This is a genomic window from Paenibacillus sp. FSL H8-0315 (genome assembly GCF_038005365.1).
Lineage (GTDB): Bacteria > Bacillota > Bacilli > Paenibacillales > Paenibacillaceae > Paenibacillus_AQ > Paenibacillus_AQ odorifer.
In genome coordinates, this window is the sequence record NZ_JBBOTA010000001.1 from 3,104,625 (window position 1) to 3,119,607 (window position 14,983).

Genomic DNA, 14,983 nt, shown 5'->3' on the forward strand with positions numbered 1-14,983 from the left:
GGAATTCCGAGAAGCCATTCTCCCGAAAATCCGCTTTACTCGCTTATCACTGACCTAACCTTTAATTCTCCGATACGTCTCTTCATCCGAAACAATATATAATCTAGCCTCTTTAGGAATAGGCTGGTCCAGCTTGCGATTGATGCTAAGGTCACTACGATCCGAGAGTAAAGTTGCACCTTGAAGGAGCAATTCCTGAAACGCCTGCCCATAGGTCTTCCATGCACTATTCACTGGAATCTCATAAATATCATCCCCATACTGGCGGCTCAGCAGCTGCGTAATCACCTCTGAATTCCCCTCTTGCAGAGCGGATCGGACTGCCAATCTAGAAATGGCATCATGCGACAGAACGAATTCATTGACCTGAACATGCCTGAAATTCTGTATATTCTTCTCCTGCATAATTTCTACGGTAGTATGTACTTGTGGCGCTATGCGCTCAATGCTGGAGGCGATAAGCAGAGATTTCCCGTCAATTAGCGATGCTTCATCAATCCGTGTGTCTCCGAACACAATGGCTGCCCTGGCTTCGTGTATGTTAGCTTTAAGGAGAATCTCATCGCTGGAAGCATCACCGCTTACAAAGTGGACCTGCTCCATATGCTCCAGCGGATGCCGTCCTATCTCATCAATGATGACGATATGACATTTAGGTGAATAGCATAACACCTCATCTACCGCAGCTTGTGCTTTCTTACTCCAATTGATTAATATCACATGATCCTTTCCCCGGAAGCTCAATGTTCCTGCTCCTCTCCTTCTCTGCACTTCTGCAATAGAGTCAATGACCTTGCCAATAACCAAGCTGAGAAGACCAATCCCAAAAATATACAGAAACATGGTGAATAGCTTACCCACTACAGTCTCTGTAAAATAATCTCCATACCCAACGGTGGCCATCGTTGTCATGACCCAATAGAAGGCATTAAACCAGTTGTGGAATGTACTCGGTTCAAGCAGGTAAGCTATCGATGCGCTAAGAATTATAAAGATCAAAATAATCAGACCGATCGACCGTTTGCGTAAACGCATCATCCTGGTGGATATTCTCAGAAAAAAATGCATCTGCCATCCCTTCCTCACATTAATAAAGCTGCCTCTCGAGGTTATTACTGAGGGCAGCCTTATCCTTGTCCATCTGCGATTTTTGAACTAAACAATCAAACTGCTGACTGCAAATGCTGTGCCGATAAACACCAAGCAGAGCATGGTGCCTACTGCCACATTACCTTTTTCCAGATGTTCTGAAATTTTAAAGCTTGGGGTCGCCAATTCAAAAATCCAATAAGCAGCGATGAGGCACACATAACCGACAGCAAACCAAATGATCATATGCAGAATAGAGGTATTCGTATACGCCGCTACTCCAATGATAATTGCTGTAGCGAGAAATTTGCCTCCAAGCGCTAGAGCTACAGCCACATTCCCTTTTTTCAGCTCTTCCATATCCTTGAACGGGGTCATCAAGCCAAAGATAACCATACCCAACAATTGCAGAAGAATAATCACAAATATACTGACTATTAAATTAACAACAATCGTCACTTTGCCCACCCCCGAAATTTCGCATATGCCGAGTCATAATCGGCGAAATCATGTACTTCCTCAAGGACTACGGAAGCGGTCTTTTCTTTCTCTAATGCTGCATAACGCTCATCGTCTATCGGCTGCTTGATCCGGTTGCCGGAAGGCAGCTCAAGGACGGCAAAGTTTCTTGTCTTCTCATTATATTTTGTCTTGTATACTCCTACAAGATCAACATCTGTAGTTACCGATACCTTAAGGTTGGTAAGATCCTCGACTGCTGTTTTTTCATCGGGATACGATTTAATGGTCGTCCAGGAAGAGAGGCGGACTTCATTGCGTTGGTCGGCATCTGTGATCAGCTCAGCGTCCATGAACTGCAGTGTCCATATTTTATCGCCAGTAGCATAATTCTCATCATTCGGCAGCAGCTCATTATCCGGCAACACCGTCATATCGCTACCAATTAGATCACCTACAGTACTCTCCACAACCCGGTAATCCCAAGGTACCCGTGCAACACTGTCAGAAGTTTCAGCAGTGCCTGAATCAAACACACTCCCCTGATTACTGGAACATGCACTAAGCAGCAATACCGTTAGAAGCATCATACATAAAGCCCCGATCCGGGCCTTTACTAATCTAGTAGACGACTTGTTTATAGCCTTACTTTTATCCAACTATCTCACTCCCAACGCGATAAAATGACTGGCATTGCCCGTAATCAGTCCGCCAGCCCGGCCGAGCAGCCCACACGGCTTCCCATTAATGACGAACATGCCTGTCAGTAGGTGGAATTCACCTTCGGCGGTGTGTATTCGGGCTAGTTCAGCTCTTTTTTGATATACAGAGGGAAAAAGCTGACTGCTATCATAACCCTCTTCGTCCTCAATTTCTAGAGTTCCACTATCGTCAAAGAGACGTACAGAACCGCCTTCGCGGCCAAATACAGATTTGGACACAAAGCTGCCAGAGAACACAGGCTTATTATAAGTAGGCAAAATATAACGTGAGATCGCCTCACGCTCTTCCTTGTCAAATAATAAGCCAAGCTCATACATTCCCCACACAGCTGCAATCAATCCCTTAGACTGCAACAGGATACTGTGTGGTCCATTAAAAAGCTGAAGATTTCCCTGTTCAACAGCATAGGCAAGTGCATCTCCACCCTCATCGACGGCCATCCACTCTTTAGGATATAGGGCGAACATCCGCTTTATCACCCGGTCCTCCCCGTCCTTCAGAATGCCCTCATCGACCCACAGATCGAGACAATCCACACACTGAATAGTAAGCCCGCTATGTCTGGCCAAGGCTTCAATCGTACCCGAATCTTCAAGATGAGAGCCATAAGCAACACAAGCTGCGGTATCTGGACGTTCTATCTGCCAGGCTGCGGCAAGTTGTTCCTTCATCGCATGATTTGGACTAGTCACACCCGCCTGTTCACAGATCCAAGGTGTTGCTATGGAAGCCTCCACATAACCTGTAGGTGTATCGGCATTCAGTTCCAGAAGCTTGATGGTTCCATCATTAGCTATCGCAAAATCGAACCTTGCATACCGACTGATTAGACCTTCTTCCGGAATAGGAAACCCGTCAAGCATCTCCCAAAGAACAGGAGGAATGCCCAGCAGCTCATACAAATCGCGTTTTAGATGTATATACCGAACCGCTTTATCGAGGATAGCCCACAGCTTTGCGGAGGCTTCCTCAAGCTCTTTATAAATGTCGCTGCGCATCACAGCTATTGCATCCATCCAGTACTCTTCTTCCTCTAGATCTGCCCAAGTGAACCCAAGCTCATGCAGCGCTTGTACCCGTGGGCCCCGCTCCAGATCAGACAAATCCAGAATCTCAAACACGCTCTGCTGATCACTCATCCGCCGAAACCACTCTTGCTGGAACCAGATCTCGATGAAGATTTCGAGCCTGAGCTTGATTTAGAGTTCTTCGAAGAGTTTAAGCCACTGGAAGTGCCACCGATTCCGTTCTTTGAAGAGGAACCTCTTCTCGTGATGGAACCCGTGGATGAGGTTGAGGTTTTAGGTTTCACTACAGAACCGGGCACCTTTTTATTCTGGAATTTTTCGCTGCTATAAGTAGGTGGTTTATAAGTGGTTCTCGTGCCCCCATAATAGGTAGGACGGTCCTTAGCCCATCCTCTGGAGGAGTAATTGGCACCGCTGTTAAACAACATGTGATACAGAAGCAAATCCGTCCAGCCAAAACCTGAATGATAACCGCCATAGTTATTCACTACCGTTGTTCCGTTTGAAGTTACTACGCCTTGGCCTTGCTCCTCTACCTCTTTCGTACCTTCTTCGGGGTAGGGAATATTCCAATCCACATTTTTATCAAAATAAGCTTTAACCTCTTCATTAGACCAAGAGACTAGCTGTGGTTCGCCCGCAGAAGTATTCGCGCTAGCCCCCGCTCCGCCAGGAATAAACATAGCATTCGCTAATAAGGCTATGCCTAGCGATGTTGATAATACACGGATGGGTTTGCCATCTGCGGTAAATAATTTTGATGCAGGCAATTCCTTATCCCTTTCTTCTTTAGCCATCGTAAGGTTCTCCTTCCCTGATGATCTTCTATCCCTCAGTGTGCATCGGAACAAGCAAAAGCTCCAGCTTGCCCTCATCCACATTCAGTCGTCCTTCAACCGCCTCATATTCCTTACTGCCCACCACTATATAATTGACATGTTCAAGTGCAGTTATCATATTCATGCTCCACGTACGCTCTTCAATCACTCGTAGATCACCTTCTGGCATTTTTTCGATTAAAACTACACTCATCCCGTTATCCATTATTACCATTCCTTCCTTATATCTGCTATAGCATCTGATACGTTTTTATCACCTTTTCGTTTCAGTTCTAAGCTTGTATAGATTGCCCAGCATTACTTTTGGAATAAGAACGTCTATATAAAAGGAGAACTCCTAACGAACACAAGCTGACAAGGAGCAACAGTCCGTATACATGCTCATAGGCTTTTGCCGGCGCAAGATCACGCTGAGCATGCAGCAACAGCCCACAGACCGCAACAGATACAGAACCTCCAAAAAACTGAATCAGTTGTAAAAGCCCCATACCTGAACCAATCCAAGTTCGCGGAAGAACCCGAGAAGCTTCATTATTTAAGGATGCCATTGTCGCCGAGAAGGCCGGAGAGAAGCAAAGATAACCAAGCAGAAGAACTACAGGAGATACAGAAAGGTTCAGCGCAAATGCAGCCATAACAGCGGCAAGAATACAATGCCCTATGATTAAGAAGCGCAAGTTGCCATACCGGTCAATAAAACGTCCAACAAAACGGGTAAGAAATGCAGATAATAACGCACCTGGTGCGATAAACAAACCAATCATCAACGCGGATTTACCAAACAGATTAGCGAGCACAAGCGGCATCAGGAACAAATTCCCCAAGTTCAGCACCAGAATACAAAAGCCTATGGTAACTAGCTTCAAGTATCCCGGCATTTTTAGCAGCTGCGGGTTAATAAAGGATTCCTTCGCCTTCTTCAAATACCAAGCGTGCACGATAATAGACACTACGCCCACTGCCAACCATACCAGAGATTGGGTAGTTACGGCTACCAGCAGACTTGCCGCATTTACTACGGTCAGCGCCGCCCCAATAACGTCAAAGCTTGCAGGCTGCGGCTGTTCCTTAGGTAATAAACGCAGTAGTACTGGCAATACAACAAGCACAAGGCAAGTAATTCCGAATAACCCGTTCCAGCCAAAATACTGACTGATGACACCACCAAAAATCGGGCCCAAACCAAAGGCCATTGCACTCCCTGCGGAGATCATGGCGATAGCCGCACCACGTCTTTCAATAGGCACATAACGGCTAGCCAGTACGAGACCCAATCCAGCCATCGCACCCGCGCCAGCAGATTGTACTATTCTCGTTATCAATAATGTATTAAAGTCATGCGCAAATAATCCAAACACTGAGGCCAACCCAAGAGTAATTAAGCCAACGGTCAAAAGTCTCCGAATCGGCACAACGTCTGATAAGCGGCTATAAATAACCGTCGATAAAGCATATCCAATCGAATAGCTCGAAATTACCCATGAACCTAGATCAGCAGAAATTTGGAGATCCTGAATAATGGTTGGAAGTGATACATTAAACATCGTTGTGTTCATCACTACGATAAAAAGGCACACGGTCCATAATGGCATGACTACTTTATCATTCATTACTACTTTCTCATTCATTCCTATCCATCCCTGTCCTAATTTATCTATACAAGCTTATCTAAGTTTATGCCTATAAAATCAGGATGGCAATTGGAATAGGGGGATTTAGACTATTTACGCCACATCAATCCGCACAACAATTCAAACAACTCCATGTAGTTGCGTGGATTTTTGCCCGTCAATGTATGAATGCGATTAAGCCGGTAGTTCAGTGTATTTCGGTGAATATTCAGCTTCTGTACAGTACGATTATGGTCCCCATTCTCAGCAATAAATACTTGCAGCGTTTCAATCAGGCCTGTCTTATCGCCCGACTGATCCAGCAGAGCATAAATCGTTCCAGGCCGTTCCGCCCCGTCATAGGAGAGATGAATTAAGAATTTTAGTTCCTCATAAGTGTACAGTTTCTTGAGCGGGTCGACTCTACTACCAACACTAATCGCCGCCTGGGCCTGTTCAAGTGAATATGCAGCTAACTCCTCTGCTTCGCCAGAACCTATTCGCCCCACATTCGCACATGAATTTAGTTTTCCTATAAGCTCTTTATAAAGAAAAATATCCGTTATGAAAAAAACCGCCTTATCATTCTCCAAATTCCAGTAATGTGGATAAGACCTAAATACATTTTTGAATTCTTTTCCGTTCACATCGCCTTCCACAAGGATCGCCCAGCATTTTTTCTTAAGATCAAGCCCATAGCTGCCCGCCCGTTCCAGAAACTCAAGATCATATGCTTCTTTACGATAAGACAATTCATGATAAAATTTCACACGTTTTACTCGCTCATCCTGTTCCAGCTTGTTCCTTGCTTCCTGCTCAATAAGTAATATAGTAGTGACTCTGACCAGCTTACTAAACGGCCTAACCTCATCTGGATGTCCCGTAATACCTACCACACCCAAAACTTTATGATCTATAATAATGGGTTCATTCACCCCCGGCTTCATGCCGCTGCCATCCTCGTACACTTCAAAGACATGCCCACTTTGAATGGCTATTCTCGCTCCCTCATGTAAGGTTCCGACCCGTTTGAGATCTCCGCTTCCTACAATAAAGCCGCTCTCATCCATAACATTAATGTTATACGGAACTACGCTCATCATTTCTTGTGCTATTTGTCCTGCGAGTGATTTCGATATCTTCATGTCTGTACCTCCTGTTCCTTTATATTCTACTCAGAAAGCTTCTACCTTAAAAAAGAAAAAAGGGGCTGACTCCGTTCAGTCAGCCCCTCTATCACTTTGTATAATTCAATCAGCTTCCTTGGTTCAGCATGACTAACCTAGCCACATTCTCAGCCGTTCTTTCCAGATTCTCTTGCCCTTTATTCAAGGCATCCTCCAATGAAGCTGCACCTGGCATGATCCCAAAAATAGCATCGATCCCTTTATCATACAACACTTCCGTCTGATCGCCGATCCGTCCCGCAAAAGCCAGCACAGGTTTATTATATTTCTTAGCTACCTCAGCAACGCCAAGCGGAGTCTTGCCATATTGGGTCTGGAAATCGATGCTTCCTTCCCCGGTCCACACCATGTCCGCCTGCTGCACTTTTTCTTCAAGTCCAGTATAGTCGATCACAAGCTCAATGCCTTTTTTTAATATTCCGTTTAAGAACACCACCAGTCCTGCCCCAAGGCCACCCGCTGCACCAGCACCAGGCATATCTATAATATCGAAACCCAATTGCTCTTTGATGACACTCGCATAATGATGCAGATTGCTGTCCAGCTGTTTGATCATATCCGAAGTAGCCCCTTTTTGCGGACCAAATACATTGGAAGCCCCGGTCGGACCACATAATGGATTCGTAACGTCGCAGGCCACTTCAACCTGTACATCCTTAAGGCGAGGGTCAAATCCACTCAGATCAATACGGGCTAATCTGCCGAGCTCACCACCACCAAACAACAGCTCATTGCCTTCGGCATCCAGCAGCCTGCCGCCTAATGCCTGCACCATCCCGGCGCCTCCGTCATTGGTGGCACTGCCACCGATACCGATCAGCAGCTTGCTGACCCCACGATCCAGACATGCTTTGATTAATTGTCCTGTCCCGTAGGTGGTTGTAATCAACGGGTTACGTGTCTCAGGGGATACCAGCTGAATACCACTCGCACTAGCCATTTCCAACACCCCTGTCAGCCCGTCTCCTGTGATTCCGTAGGATGCGCTAACTTCATTGCCCAGTGGCCCTTTAACTTTTGTTATATATACTGTACCTTCCGTTGCATCGACCAAGGACTGCATCGTTCCTTCGCCGCCATCTGCCATGGGTACATGAATACAAGTAATATTAGAATTTACTTTATGAATGCCTTTTTCCATGGCTTCACAAGCTTCTTTGGCTGTCATGCTTTCCTTGAAAGAATCCGGTGCCAATACGATGACAAAGTCTTTATTCATAGAATATCCGTCCCTTCTAATTGCAAATATAAATTATAGGATGAAGCCGTATAATATAGTGGCGACGATAGCCATCGTCAGACCCACGAGACTTTCATAAGGAATCAGTGACATCCGGTCCTTAATGTTCATCTTAACGGAATCAGCGGTCACGTGGAAGAAGTTACCGTGTGGCAGATGGTCAATGACTGTAGCCCCGGTGTGCACCATAATTGCTGCATTTAGCGGCGCTGTGCCCATCGAAAGAATAGCGGGACCAAATGATCCGGCAGCCACGATAGAAGCCGTAGAGGTTGATGCTGTAGCAGCCGCCATCAGGATCCCTGCAATTGGCGCAAGGAACGTTCCGGAAATCCCCATAGCCGTTATTGCATCTACAACAGTAGCACTCAAATCCGATTTTGAGATAATACCAGCGATAGCACCAGCACCAATCAGGATAATGGCTGTACCTGTCATTTTATTTAACCCTGAGGTTGTAAAAGAAATGATGTTCTTCGTTTGTTTCATAGCAATCAATCCAATAATGCCGGCAAGAGGCAAGATGATCATAGAATCGACTTTAAATGATTTCAGCAATTCAATATTTAGAATATTTCCGATTGGGTTAATGGCTAGAAGTAAAATAGCGACAACTGGAGCGACGATGGCACGGCCAAAGCTAGGTTTAACCTTAGTACTGTCTTCCTCTTTAGTTACAACGTCACCCTCTGCAATTTTCACACCTTTGTTGACCAGCAGATTAGCAATAATAACAGTGACAATCAGACCCGCAATGGCTGGGATGAATCCATGAATCATGACCTGAGCCAAATCTACATCAAAGCCTTTAGCTACGGCAATGGTGTTCGGGTTCGGTGAAATAATGTTACCGGCTTTACCGCCACCGACCAGTGCGAGCAGCAAAGCGGTTTTGGAAATGCCGATCTTCTTACCTACGGACAAAGCGATTGGAGCGACAATAATGATAGCGACTGTGATGAATACGCCTACCGCTGTAATAATCATAGTTGCCAGCGCTATAGATAATAACGCTTTCTTTTCGCCAAGCTTATCTACTATGGTCTCGGCCATTCGTTCGGCTGCCCCTGATTCAATCAATACCCCGGCCAGCACACCGGCTGCGAGAACACGTACAACTGCACCCATAACACTATTCGTTCCGTCGATGACATATTGTACTGTCTCTGCAATGGATGCCCCGCCTAATACCCCTCCGGCAATCGCGCCTAAAAAGAGTGCGTAGACCGGGTTAACCTTTTTGAAAATCAATACGACGGCCAGAATCAATCCCGCAATCGCGCCCATCCAGTTAATTACTGTGCCTTCCATCTCTAGTTGCCCCCTAGTATAAGAGTTTGACACTATACAGTGTGTAATTTGATAACGCTTTCTAAACTGAGTATACTGCGCTTACAAACCCAATAATATTGACGGGACAACCTATTTTTTTGTGCATATGCACAAGCTCTGAGCATGAGAAAAAGACCAAGCTTAGGTTTCAGCACACCAGAGCTTGGTCTTTTAACATGAATTAGACGTATTAAGAAACTTGAGTTTCTTTCGTTAGAATAGGGGCAGCAGGATCTTCTGCCAGAACATTATCCTTTGTCTTGGAGAGGAAGATATTCAGCACAATCGCTGTAAGGGAACCGGATACGATACCGTTTTGCAGCAGCATCCGAGCGAATTCAGGTAATTGATCGAACATCGCAGGTACTGTTGCCGAACCCAATCCAACAGCGATACTACAAGCGGCAATCAGCAGATTACCATCCTTGCGCAGATCTACCTCTGACAGAATCGACATCCCGGAAACAGCAACCGATCCGAACATCACGATCATCGCTCCGCCCAGTACGGCATTGGGAATAACTGTTGTCAGAGCCGCCAATTTAGGCAGTAGTCCAAGCACAACCATAATCCCACCGGCTGCAAAAATAACATTCCGAGTTTTGACCCGAGTCAGCGAGACCAGACCTACATTTTGCGAAAATGCTGTGTACGGAAATGCATTAAAGATCCCGCCCAGCATAATCGCCAAACCTTCCGAACGCAGCCCGTTTACGATCTGCTTTTGTTCCACTTTCTGATCCGTCACTTTACCAATCGCAAAGTAAACACCTGTGGACTCCACCATACTAACAATATTAACAATGATCATAGTGAAAATAGCCGTAAGATTGAACTGAGGCCATCCGAAGTAGAAAGGCTGTGCAACACTTACCCAAGAGGCTTCACCTACTGTAGAGAAACTAACAATGCCCATTCCATAAGCAATAATTGTACCCACTAAAAGACCTATCAAGACAGAGACCGAGCGAAGAAATCCTGTAGTAAAACGGTTAACCGCTAAAATGACCAGCAGCGTGATCAGTGCAAGCAACAAATTTCGGGGATTCCCAAAATCAGCGCTGCCTTCTCCGCCAGCTACGCTATTCATAGCTACAGGAATAAGAGATAACCCAATAATGGTCACGACTGAGCCCGTTACTATCGTTGGGAAAAACCTCAGTAGCTTCCCATAAAGGGGGGCCGCCAGTACCACGAATAAACCAGATAAAATAATTGCTCCGTACACCGTCGCCAAATTGTTGGCACTGCCGATAGCGATAATCGGCCCTACTGCCGTAAAGGTACATCCAAGAATAACCGGCAGCCTGCTGCCAAAATACTTAGTGCCCATAATCTGCAGCAAAGTAGCTAACCCGCAAGTAAACAAATCAGCTGCGATAAGATAGGCCATTTGGGTGGCATTCAGGTTCAGCGCGTTCCCTACGATCAGCGGAACAACAACTGCTCCGGCATACATCGCCAGTACATGCTGAAATCCTAACGCAAATACTTTTTTCTTGCTTAACATCTCGCACTCTCCTTGATTGGCTCTTTTGAACTTTCATTATCAATGAAGTGAATTTCACCTGGTGACATAGATGTAATCCGGGCTAAAGCATGGACTTCTATCCCTCTATCCTCGAGTAGACTCCGGCCTTCTTGGAAGCATTTTTCAATCACACAACCAACGCCAAGGAGCTCAGCGCCAGCCTCTTGCACGATATCAACCAGTCCAACAAGAGCAGCACCAGTAGCCAAAAAGTCATCTACAATAAGCACCTTATCACTTGGTCCGATATATTTTTGCGAGACACTAACCATATAATCCTCTTTGCGTGTAAAAGAATGTACCGGCGCGGAATAGACCGCTTCAGATAAGGTCACTGCTTTCTTTTTCTTCGCATATACAAACGGTACGCCTAAGGCGATGGCCGTAGCCATGGCAAATTGAATGCCACTCGCTTCAATAGTGATGATTTTAGTGATAGGCAAATGTCCGAACAACCGCTTGAACTCCTGTCCAATTTGTAAGGCAAGCTCCGTATCCACCTGATGATTCAGAAATGAATCTACCTTTAGTACCGTATCTGATAAAATAAGACCCTCTTGTCTGATGCGCTCTTGAAGTACCTTCATAGTAAACTTGATCTCTCCTTCTGAATTAAAAACAAAAAAAGGACAAATCCCTTGAGTCGTTTCTCTCAAGTGAATTTGTCCTTCTGGGTTTTTGTCCCTTAGTGGTGTAACACTGCATAGTGTCCGCATCGCTCGGTCCAGTCCTTCCATAGTCAGGAAGCGGAACCCTAGATGCGCTATTTCACTCATAGTCGGATAATTACAGTGGTTATCCGGTAGAAACTTATGGGCCATATTCCCAAGATTATATGAGTTGACAAGCAAATATAAGGATAATGTATAATGTGAAACTTATATTTTTATAAATGTTCAATATGAATACCTTGTATATCTTACACGCTCTGTCTGGTGCTTACAAGCAAAATTTTAAGCAATTTGCATGCCATTTTCAGGTTATTTTCACGAAATTCAATTGTTTACATTTAGTAGTTGCTACTCCAATATCTTCTGCGCTGTTTCTTGGGTCGTTACAAGTACATTCATATAACCCCCATTTAGTGCCCCAAGGATCCCCGTTACCTTCTCAAGTGACTCCGCTACACCAATCGAATACCGTGCTTGCTTAATTTTCTCCAGCTCAATGGTCAGTGTTCGATCCGATATTCCGGTATGCACGGGAATCCCGTTGCCATCATAGAATCGTGAACAGATATCACCAGCGACCTTTCCATTCTCCAGCTCAGCAATCACTGCATCACCATAAAAACCGCGCCACGCCTCTTCCCCTTTCGTTGCCGGCGATCCGATGCCGAACACAGCGATATCCAGATGGTCCCACGCCTTGGCAATGGTCTGATAATACTGCGAATTCATCAGTTGATCTCTAGTTTCCTTTTGCTCCGTGATCGCTGGAACATCAATCATTAACGAGCGCGCACCCCATTTTAGAGCAGCTTGATAACAGATGTTATTTACATGGTACCCGCTCTCCATCTTTCCTGATGGGCCGCCGACCGTAGGTACACAGGTTACAAATGGTCTCTGGGCTTGTGTTAGGCTTTCTACAACGCTAGCTAAGCTGCTTCCCCAAGAAAACCCAATCGTATCTTTCGGGAGAAGCACTTGCTCGAGCCATCTCGCACAGGCTTGTCCTATAGCTTTGCGTTTAATCGTGCTGGACTGTGCAGGATCTACCTCCACAACAATGGCTTCCCGTAGCCCGAACCGCTCCTTCAACTCCTGCTCCAATGTAAAATGATCGCCAGTATCGTAATTAATAGTTATTGTAACGATCCCTTCTTCACGTACCCTCTTTAGCATCCTGCTGATAGTGGTACGATATATACCAAGTTGGCTGGAGATTTCACTCTGCGTTAAATTCTGTTCATAATACATTTGTGCTATTTTAATAAGCAGCTTCTTATCTTCTTTTCGATCCATGTTACAACGCCCCCGCGTATTCAACAGTTTGACGGATTTAGACCCCCCCGCTATACTGTAGACGATTGTTTTGCACATTTATTATTATATTGCACAAATGTGCTTAATATCAAAACTTTTATGAAGATGAATGGTTCAGATGGAATCAAGGTATCTCTAAATAAAAACAAAAAATCAAACAAGTGAGGTGCTGGAAATGAACCCTTTAAAGTGGGCAATTGTCGGTCCAGGAAGTATAGCTGCCGAATTTGCGGCTGCGCTGAATGAAACGGGAGGAACGTTGTATGCGGTTGGGTCGCGAAGCTTGGAGAAAGCACAACAATTCGCTAATCAATATGGAGCCACGAAAGCTTATGGCAATTACAGTGAAATGCTGCAAGATCCTGCAATTGATGTAGTGTACATCTCTACGCCACATAGCAATCATTATGAATACATCATTGAAAGCTTACAGAATAACAAACATGTTCTCTGCGAAAAAGCAATCACGGTGAACAGCAAACAACTTCAAGAAGTCACCCGACTTGCCGCTGAAAAGGATCTGGTTGTGGCCGAAGCTATGACCATCTACCATATGCCACTGTATAAGAAACTGCGGCAGCTCATTGATGACGGCATCATCGGGCGCCTCAAAATGGTGCAGGTCTCCTTTGGCAGCCATAAAGAATATGATGTGAACAACCGTTTCTTCAGCAAAGATCTGGCGGGCGGAGCGCTGCTGGATATTGGGACATATGCGCTGTCCTTCACAAGATTCTTCCTGTCCAAACAGCCCCATGAGATTCTTACTACGGTAAAACAATTCGAGACAGGAGTGGACGAGCAATCCGGTATTATTCTTAACAATGCGGCAGATGAAATGGCGGTAATCTCCCTTACAATGCGCTCCAAAATGCCTAAACGGGGGGTGGTTGCAGGAGAGCTCGGATTTATTACCGTAGACAATTTCCCGCGGGCCAGCAAAGCCACCATTCAATATTTGGATGGCACAGTAGAGACGATTGAAGCTGGAGATACAGCCAAAGCTTTGCAATACGAGATTGAAGATATGCAGCGGTATATTGCAGATAAAAGCCATAAAGAGACCCTCAACCTCTCCTTGGATGTCATGGACATTATGAGCAATGTCCGGGAGCAATGGGGGATCAAATATAGCTTTGAATAAATAAACCGTTTAGTAGGCAGCTAACTTAGGCAAATGATTGTTTTTCGAGGTAGATCGCCCGTATTCATCACTTATTCCCCCCATCTGCATTAATGTTAATGAAGTCAAAGTATGGGAGAGTGAATATGGGTGGCCTATAAAAGAGACCGGATCGTTGTCATTATTCAAAAAGGAAAACGGCGCATAATTACAAGGACCCCACTCCACGGAGTGGACAGATTAGTCTTTGTCATCAATAATCAATATACGAACGCCCCCAACACTACACAAATTGCAAGCGGTGCAGGGCGCAGCAGCGCAAGCGGCAATAATGCCGCCATTGCTTCTCCCTATACACGCCAACAACAAAGTGTCGGCGCAGGCGGTGATGCGACTAACCTAGGCAGCGGGGGCTACAAACGCGGCAAAGCTAAGCCCCTCTTATTATATCCGTATCGCAAAGAAGTTGTGGTCGTTATCAATACCCAGACGGTTAAACTGCCTAAACGGAGCCAGAATGCCTCCGCAACTCAGGTAGCAAGCGGAGGCGGAACGTTCAGCACCGGTGGAACAAACTCCGCTATTGAAAGCCCAGGAACAAGACAGCAGCAGGCGGTTGGTGGAGGATCGGGTGGGCACGCCACTAACAAAGGCACAACTAAACGGCGCCACCTCAAACAACGGTCTCGTTAACCCTATTGGGACTATATAACAAGCATAGCAAAAAGCATGGGCAAACCTGACGAGATCAGGGTGCCCATGCTTTTTGCGGTTTGGCGAGTTGCGCTATAGGTACTTTTTAGTACCTATAGCACTTTAAAGTACGTACTATAC

At 45.5% G+C, this 14,983-nt stretch carries 15 protein-coding genes and 1 riboswitch; of the genes, 2 read left to right on the forward strand and 13 right to left on the reverse strand.

Annotated features, from left to right (window positions below):
* Window positions 1–54: 54 nt before the first annotated feature.
* From MHB56_RS13465 to MHB56_RS13525, 13 genes are all read right to left on the reverse strand, one after another.
* Window positions 55–1,068 carry a potassium channel protein gene (locus MHB56_RS13465; protein ID WP_076202050.1) on the reverse strand — a complete coding sequence of 338 codons (1,014 nt, stop codon included), beginning with the start codon at window positions 1,066–1,068 and terminating at the stop codon, window positions 55–57.
* An 87-nt stretch (window positions 1,069–1,155) separates the two neighbouring features.
* Complete coding sequence (locus MHB56_RS13470; RefSeq protein ID WP_038573772.1) at window positions 1,156–1,548, reverse strand: DUF350 domain-containing protein; 393 nt, start codon at window positions 1,546–1,548, stop codon at window positions 1,156–1,158.
* Window positions 1,545–2,138 (reverse strand): hypothetical protein, encoded by a 594-nt coding sequence (locus tag MHB56_RS13475; RefSeq protein WP_232061559.1) that lies wholly within the window; start codon window positions 2,136–2,138, stop codon window positions 1,545–1,547. Before MHB56_RS13475 ends, MHB56_RS13470 begins: the two co-directional genes overlap by 4 nt.
* Before the next feature lie 69 nt (window positions 2,139–2,207).
* Window positions 2,208–3,410, reverse strand: coding sequence for a glutathionylspermidine synthase family protein (locus MHB56_RS13480; RefSeq protein WP_076309973.1), 1,203 nt, complete (start codon window positions 3,408–3,410; stop codon window positions 2,208–2,210).
* Window positions 3,407–4,096 carry a hypothetical protein gene (locus tag MHB56_RS13485; RefSeq protein WP_076124098.1) on the reverse strand — a complete coding sequence of 230 codons (690 nt, stop codon included), beginning with the start codon at window positions 4,094–4,096 and terminating at the stop codon, window positions 3,407–3,409. Before MHB56_RS13485 ends, MHB56_RS13480 begins: the two co-directional genes overlap by 4 nt.
* Before the next feature lie 28 nt (window positions 4,097–4,124).
* Entirely contained in the window at window positions 4,125–4,343 is a 219-nt protein-coding gene (locus MHB56_RS13490) for a hypothetical protein (protein WP_036682196.1), read from the reverse strand.
* A gap of 67 nt (window positions 4,344–4,410) precedes the next feature.
* Window positions 4,411–5,766 carry an MFS transporter gene (locus tag MHB56_RS13495; protein WP_248548928.1) on the reverse strand — a complete coding sequence of 452 codons (1,356 nt, stop codon included), beginning with the start codon at window positions 5,764–5,766 and terminating at the stop codon, window positions 4,411–4,413.
* Between the two features lie 92 nt (window positions 5,767–5,858).
* On the reverse strand, window positions 5,859–6,893 hold the full coding sequence (locus MHB56_RS13500; protein ID WP_076301496.1) for a CdaR family transcriptional regulator: 1,035 nt from the start codon (window positions 6,891–6,893) through the stop codon (window positions 5,859–5,861).
* Between the two features lie 109 nt (window positions 6,894–7,002).
* Window positions 7,003–8,154, reverse strand: a complete 1,152-nt coding sequence (locus MHB56_RS13505) for a glycerate kinase family protein (RefSeq protein ID WP_076132736.1) — start codon at window positions 8,152–8,154, stop codon at window positions 7,003–7,005.
* Between the two features lie 33 nt (window positions 8,155–8,187).
* A complete protein-coding gene (locus MHB56_RS13510; protein ID WP_341143663.1) occupies window positions 8,188–9,486 on the reverse strand; it encodes a GntP family permease in 1,299 nt (432 codons plus the stop codon).
* Window positions 9,487–9,697: 211 nt separating this feature from the next.
* Window positions 9,698–11,017, reverse strand: coding sequence for a nucleobase:cation symporter-2 family protein (locus tag MHB56_RS13515; protein WP_076105084.1), 1,320 nt, complete (start codon window positions 11,015–11,017; stop codon window positions 9,698–9,700).
* A complete protein-coding gene (locus tag MHB56_RS13520) occupies window positions 11,011–11,625 on the reverse strand; it encodes a xanthine phosphoribosyltransferase (RefSeq protein ID WP_036682464.1) in 615 nt (204 codons plus the stop codon). The genes MHB56_RS13515 and MHB56_RS13520 overlap by 7 nt, the downstream gene beginning before the upstream one ends.
* 168 nt (window positions 11,626–11,793) lie before the next feature.
* Window positions 11,794–11,897: riboswitch (purine riboswitch) on the reverse strand.
* Window positions 11,898–12,057: 160 nt separating this feature from the next.
* Entirely contained in the window at window positions 12,058–13,005 is a 948-nt protein-coding gene (locus MHB56_RS13525; protein ID WP_341143664.1) for a sugar-binding transcriptional regulator, read from the reverse strand.
* Between the two features lie 196 nt (window positions 13,006–13,201).
* Between MHB56_RS13525 and MHB56_RS13530 the strand changes: the two genes are divergently transcribed.
* On the forward strand, window positions 13,202–14,170 hold the full coding sequence (locus MHB56_RS13530) for a Gfo/Idh/MocA family protein (protein WP_339170452.1): 969 nt from the start codon (window positions 13,202–13,204) through the stop codon (window positions 14,168–14,170).
* Window positions 14,171–14,299: 129 nt separating this feature from the next.
* Window positions 14,300–14,842: a hypothetical protein gene (locus MHB56_RS13535; protein ID WP_081383190.1), complete on the forward strand. Its 543-nt coding sequence runs from the start codon at window positions 14,300–14,302 to the stop codon at window positions 14,840–14,842.
* The last annotated feature ends 141 nt before the right edge of the window (window positions 14,843–14,983 follow it).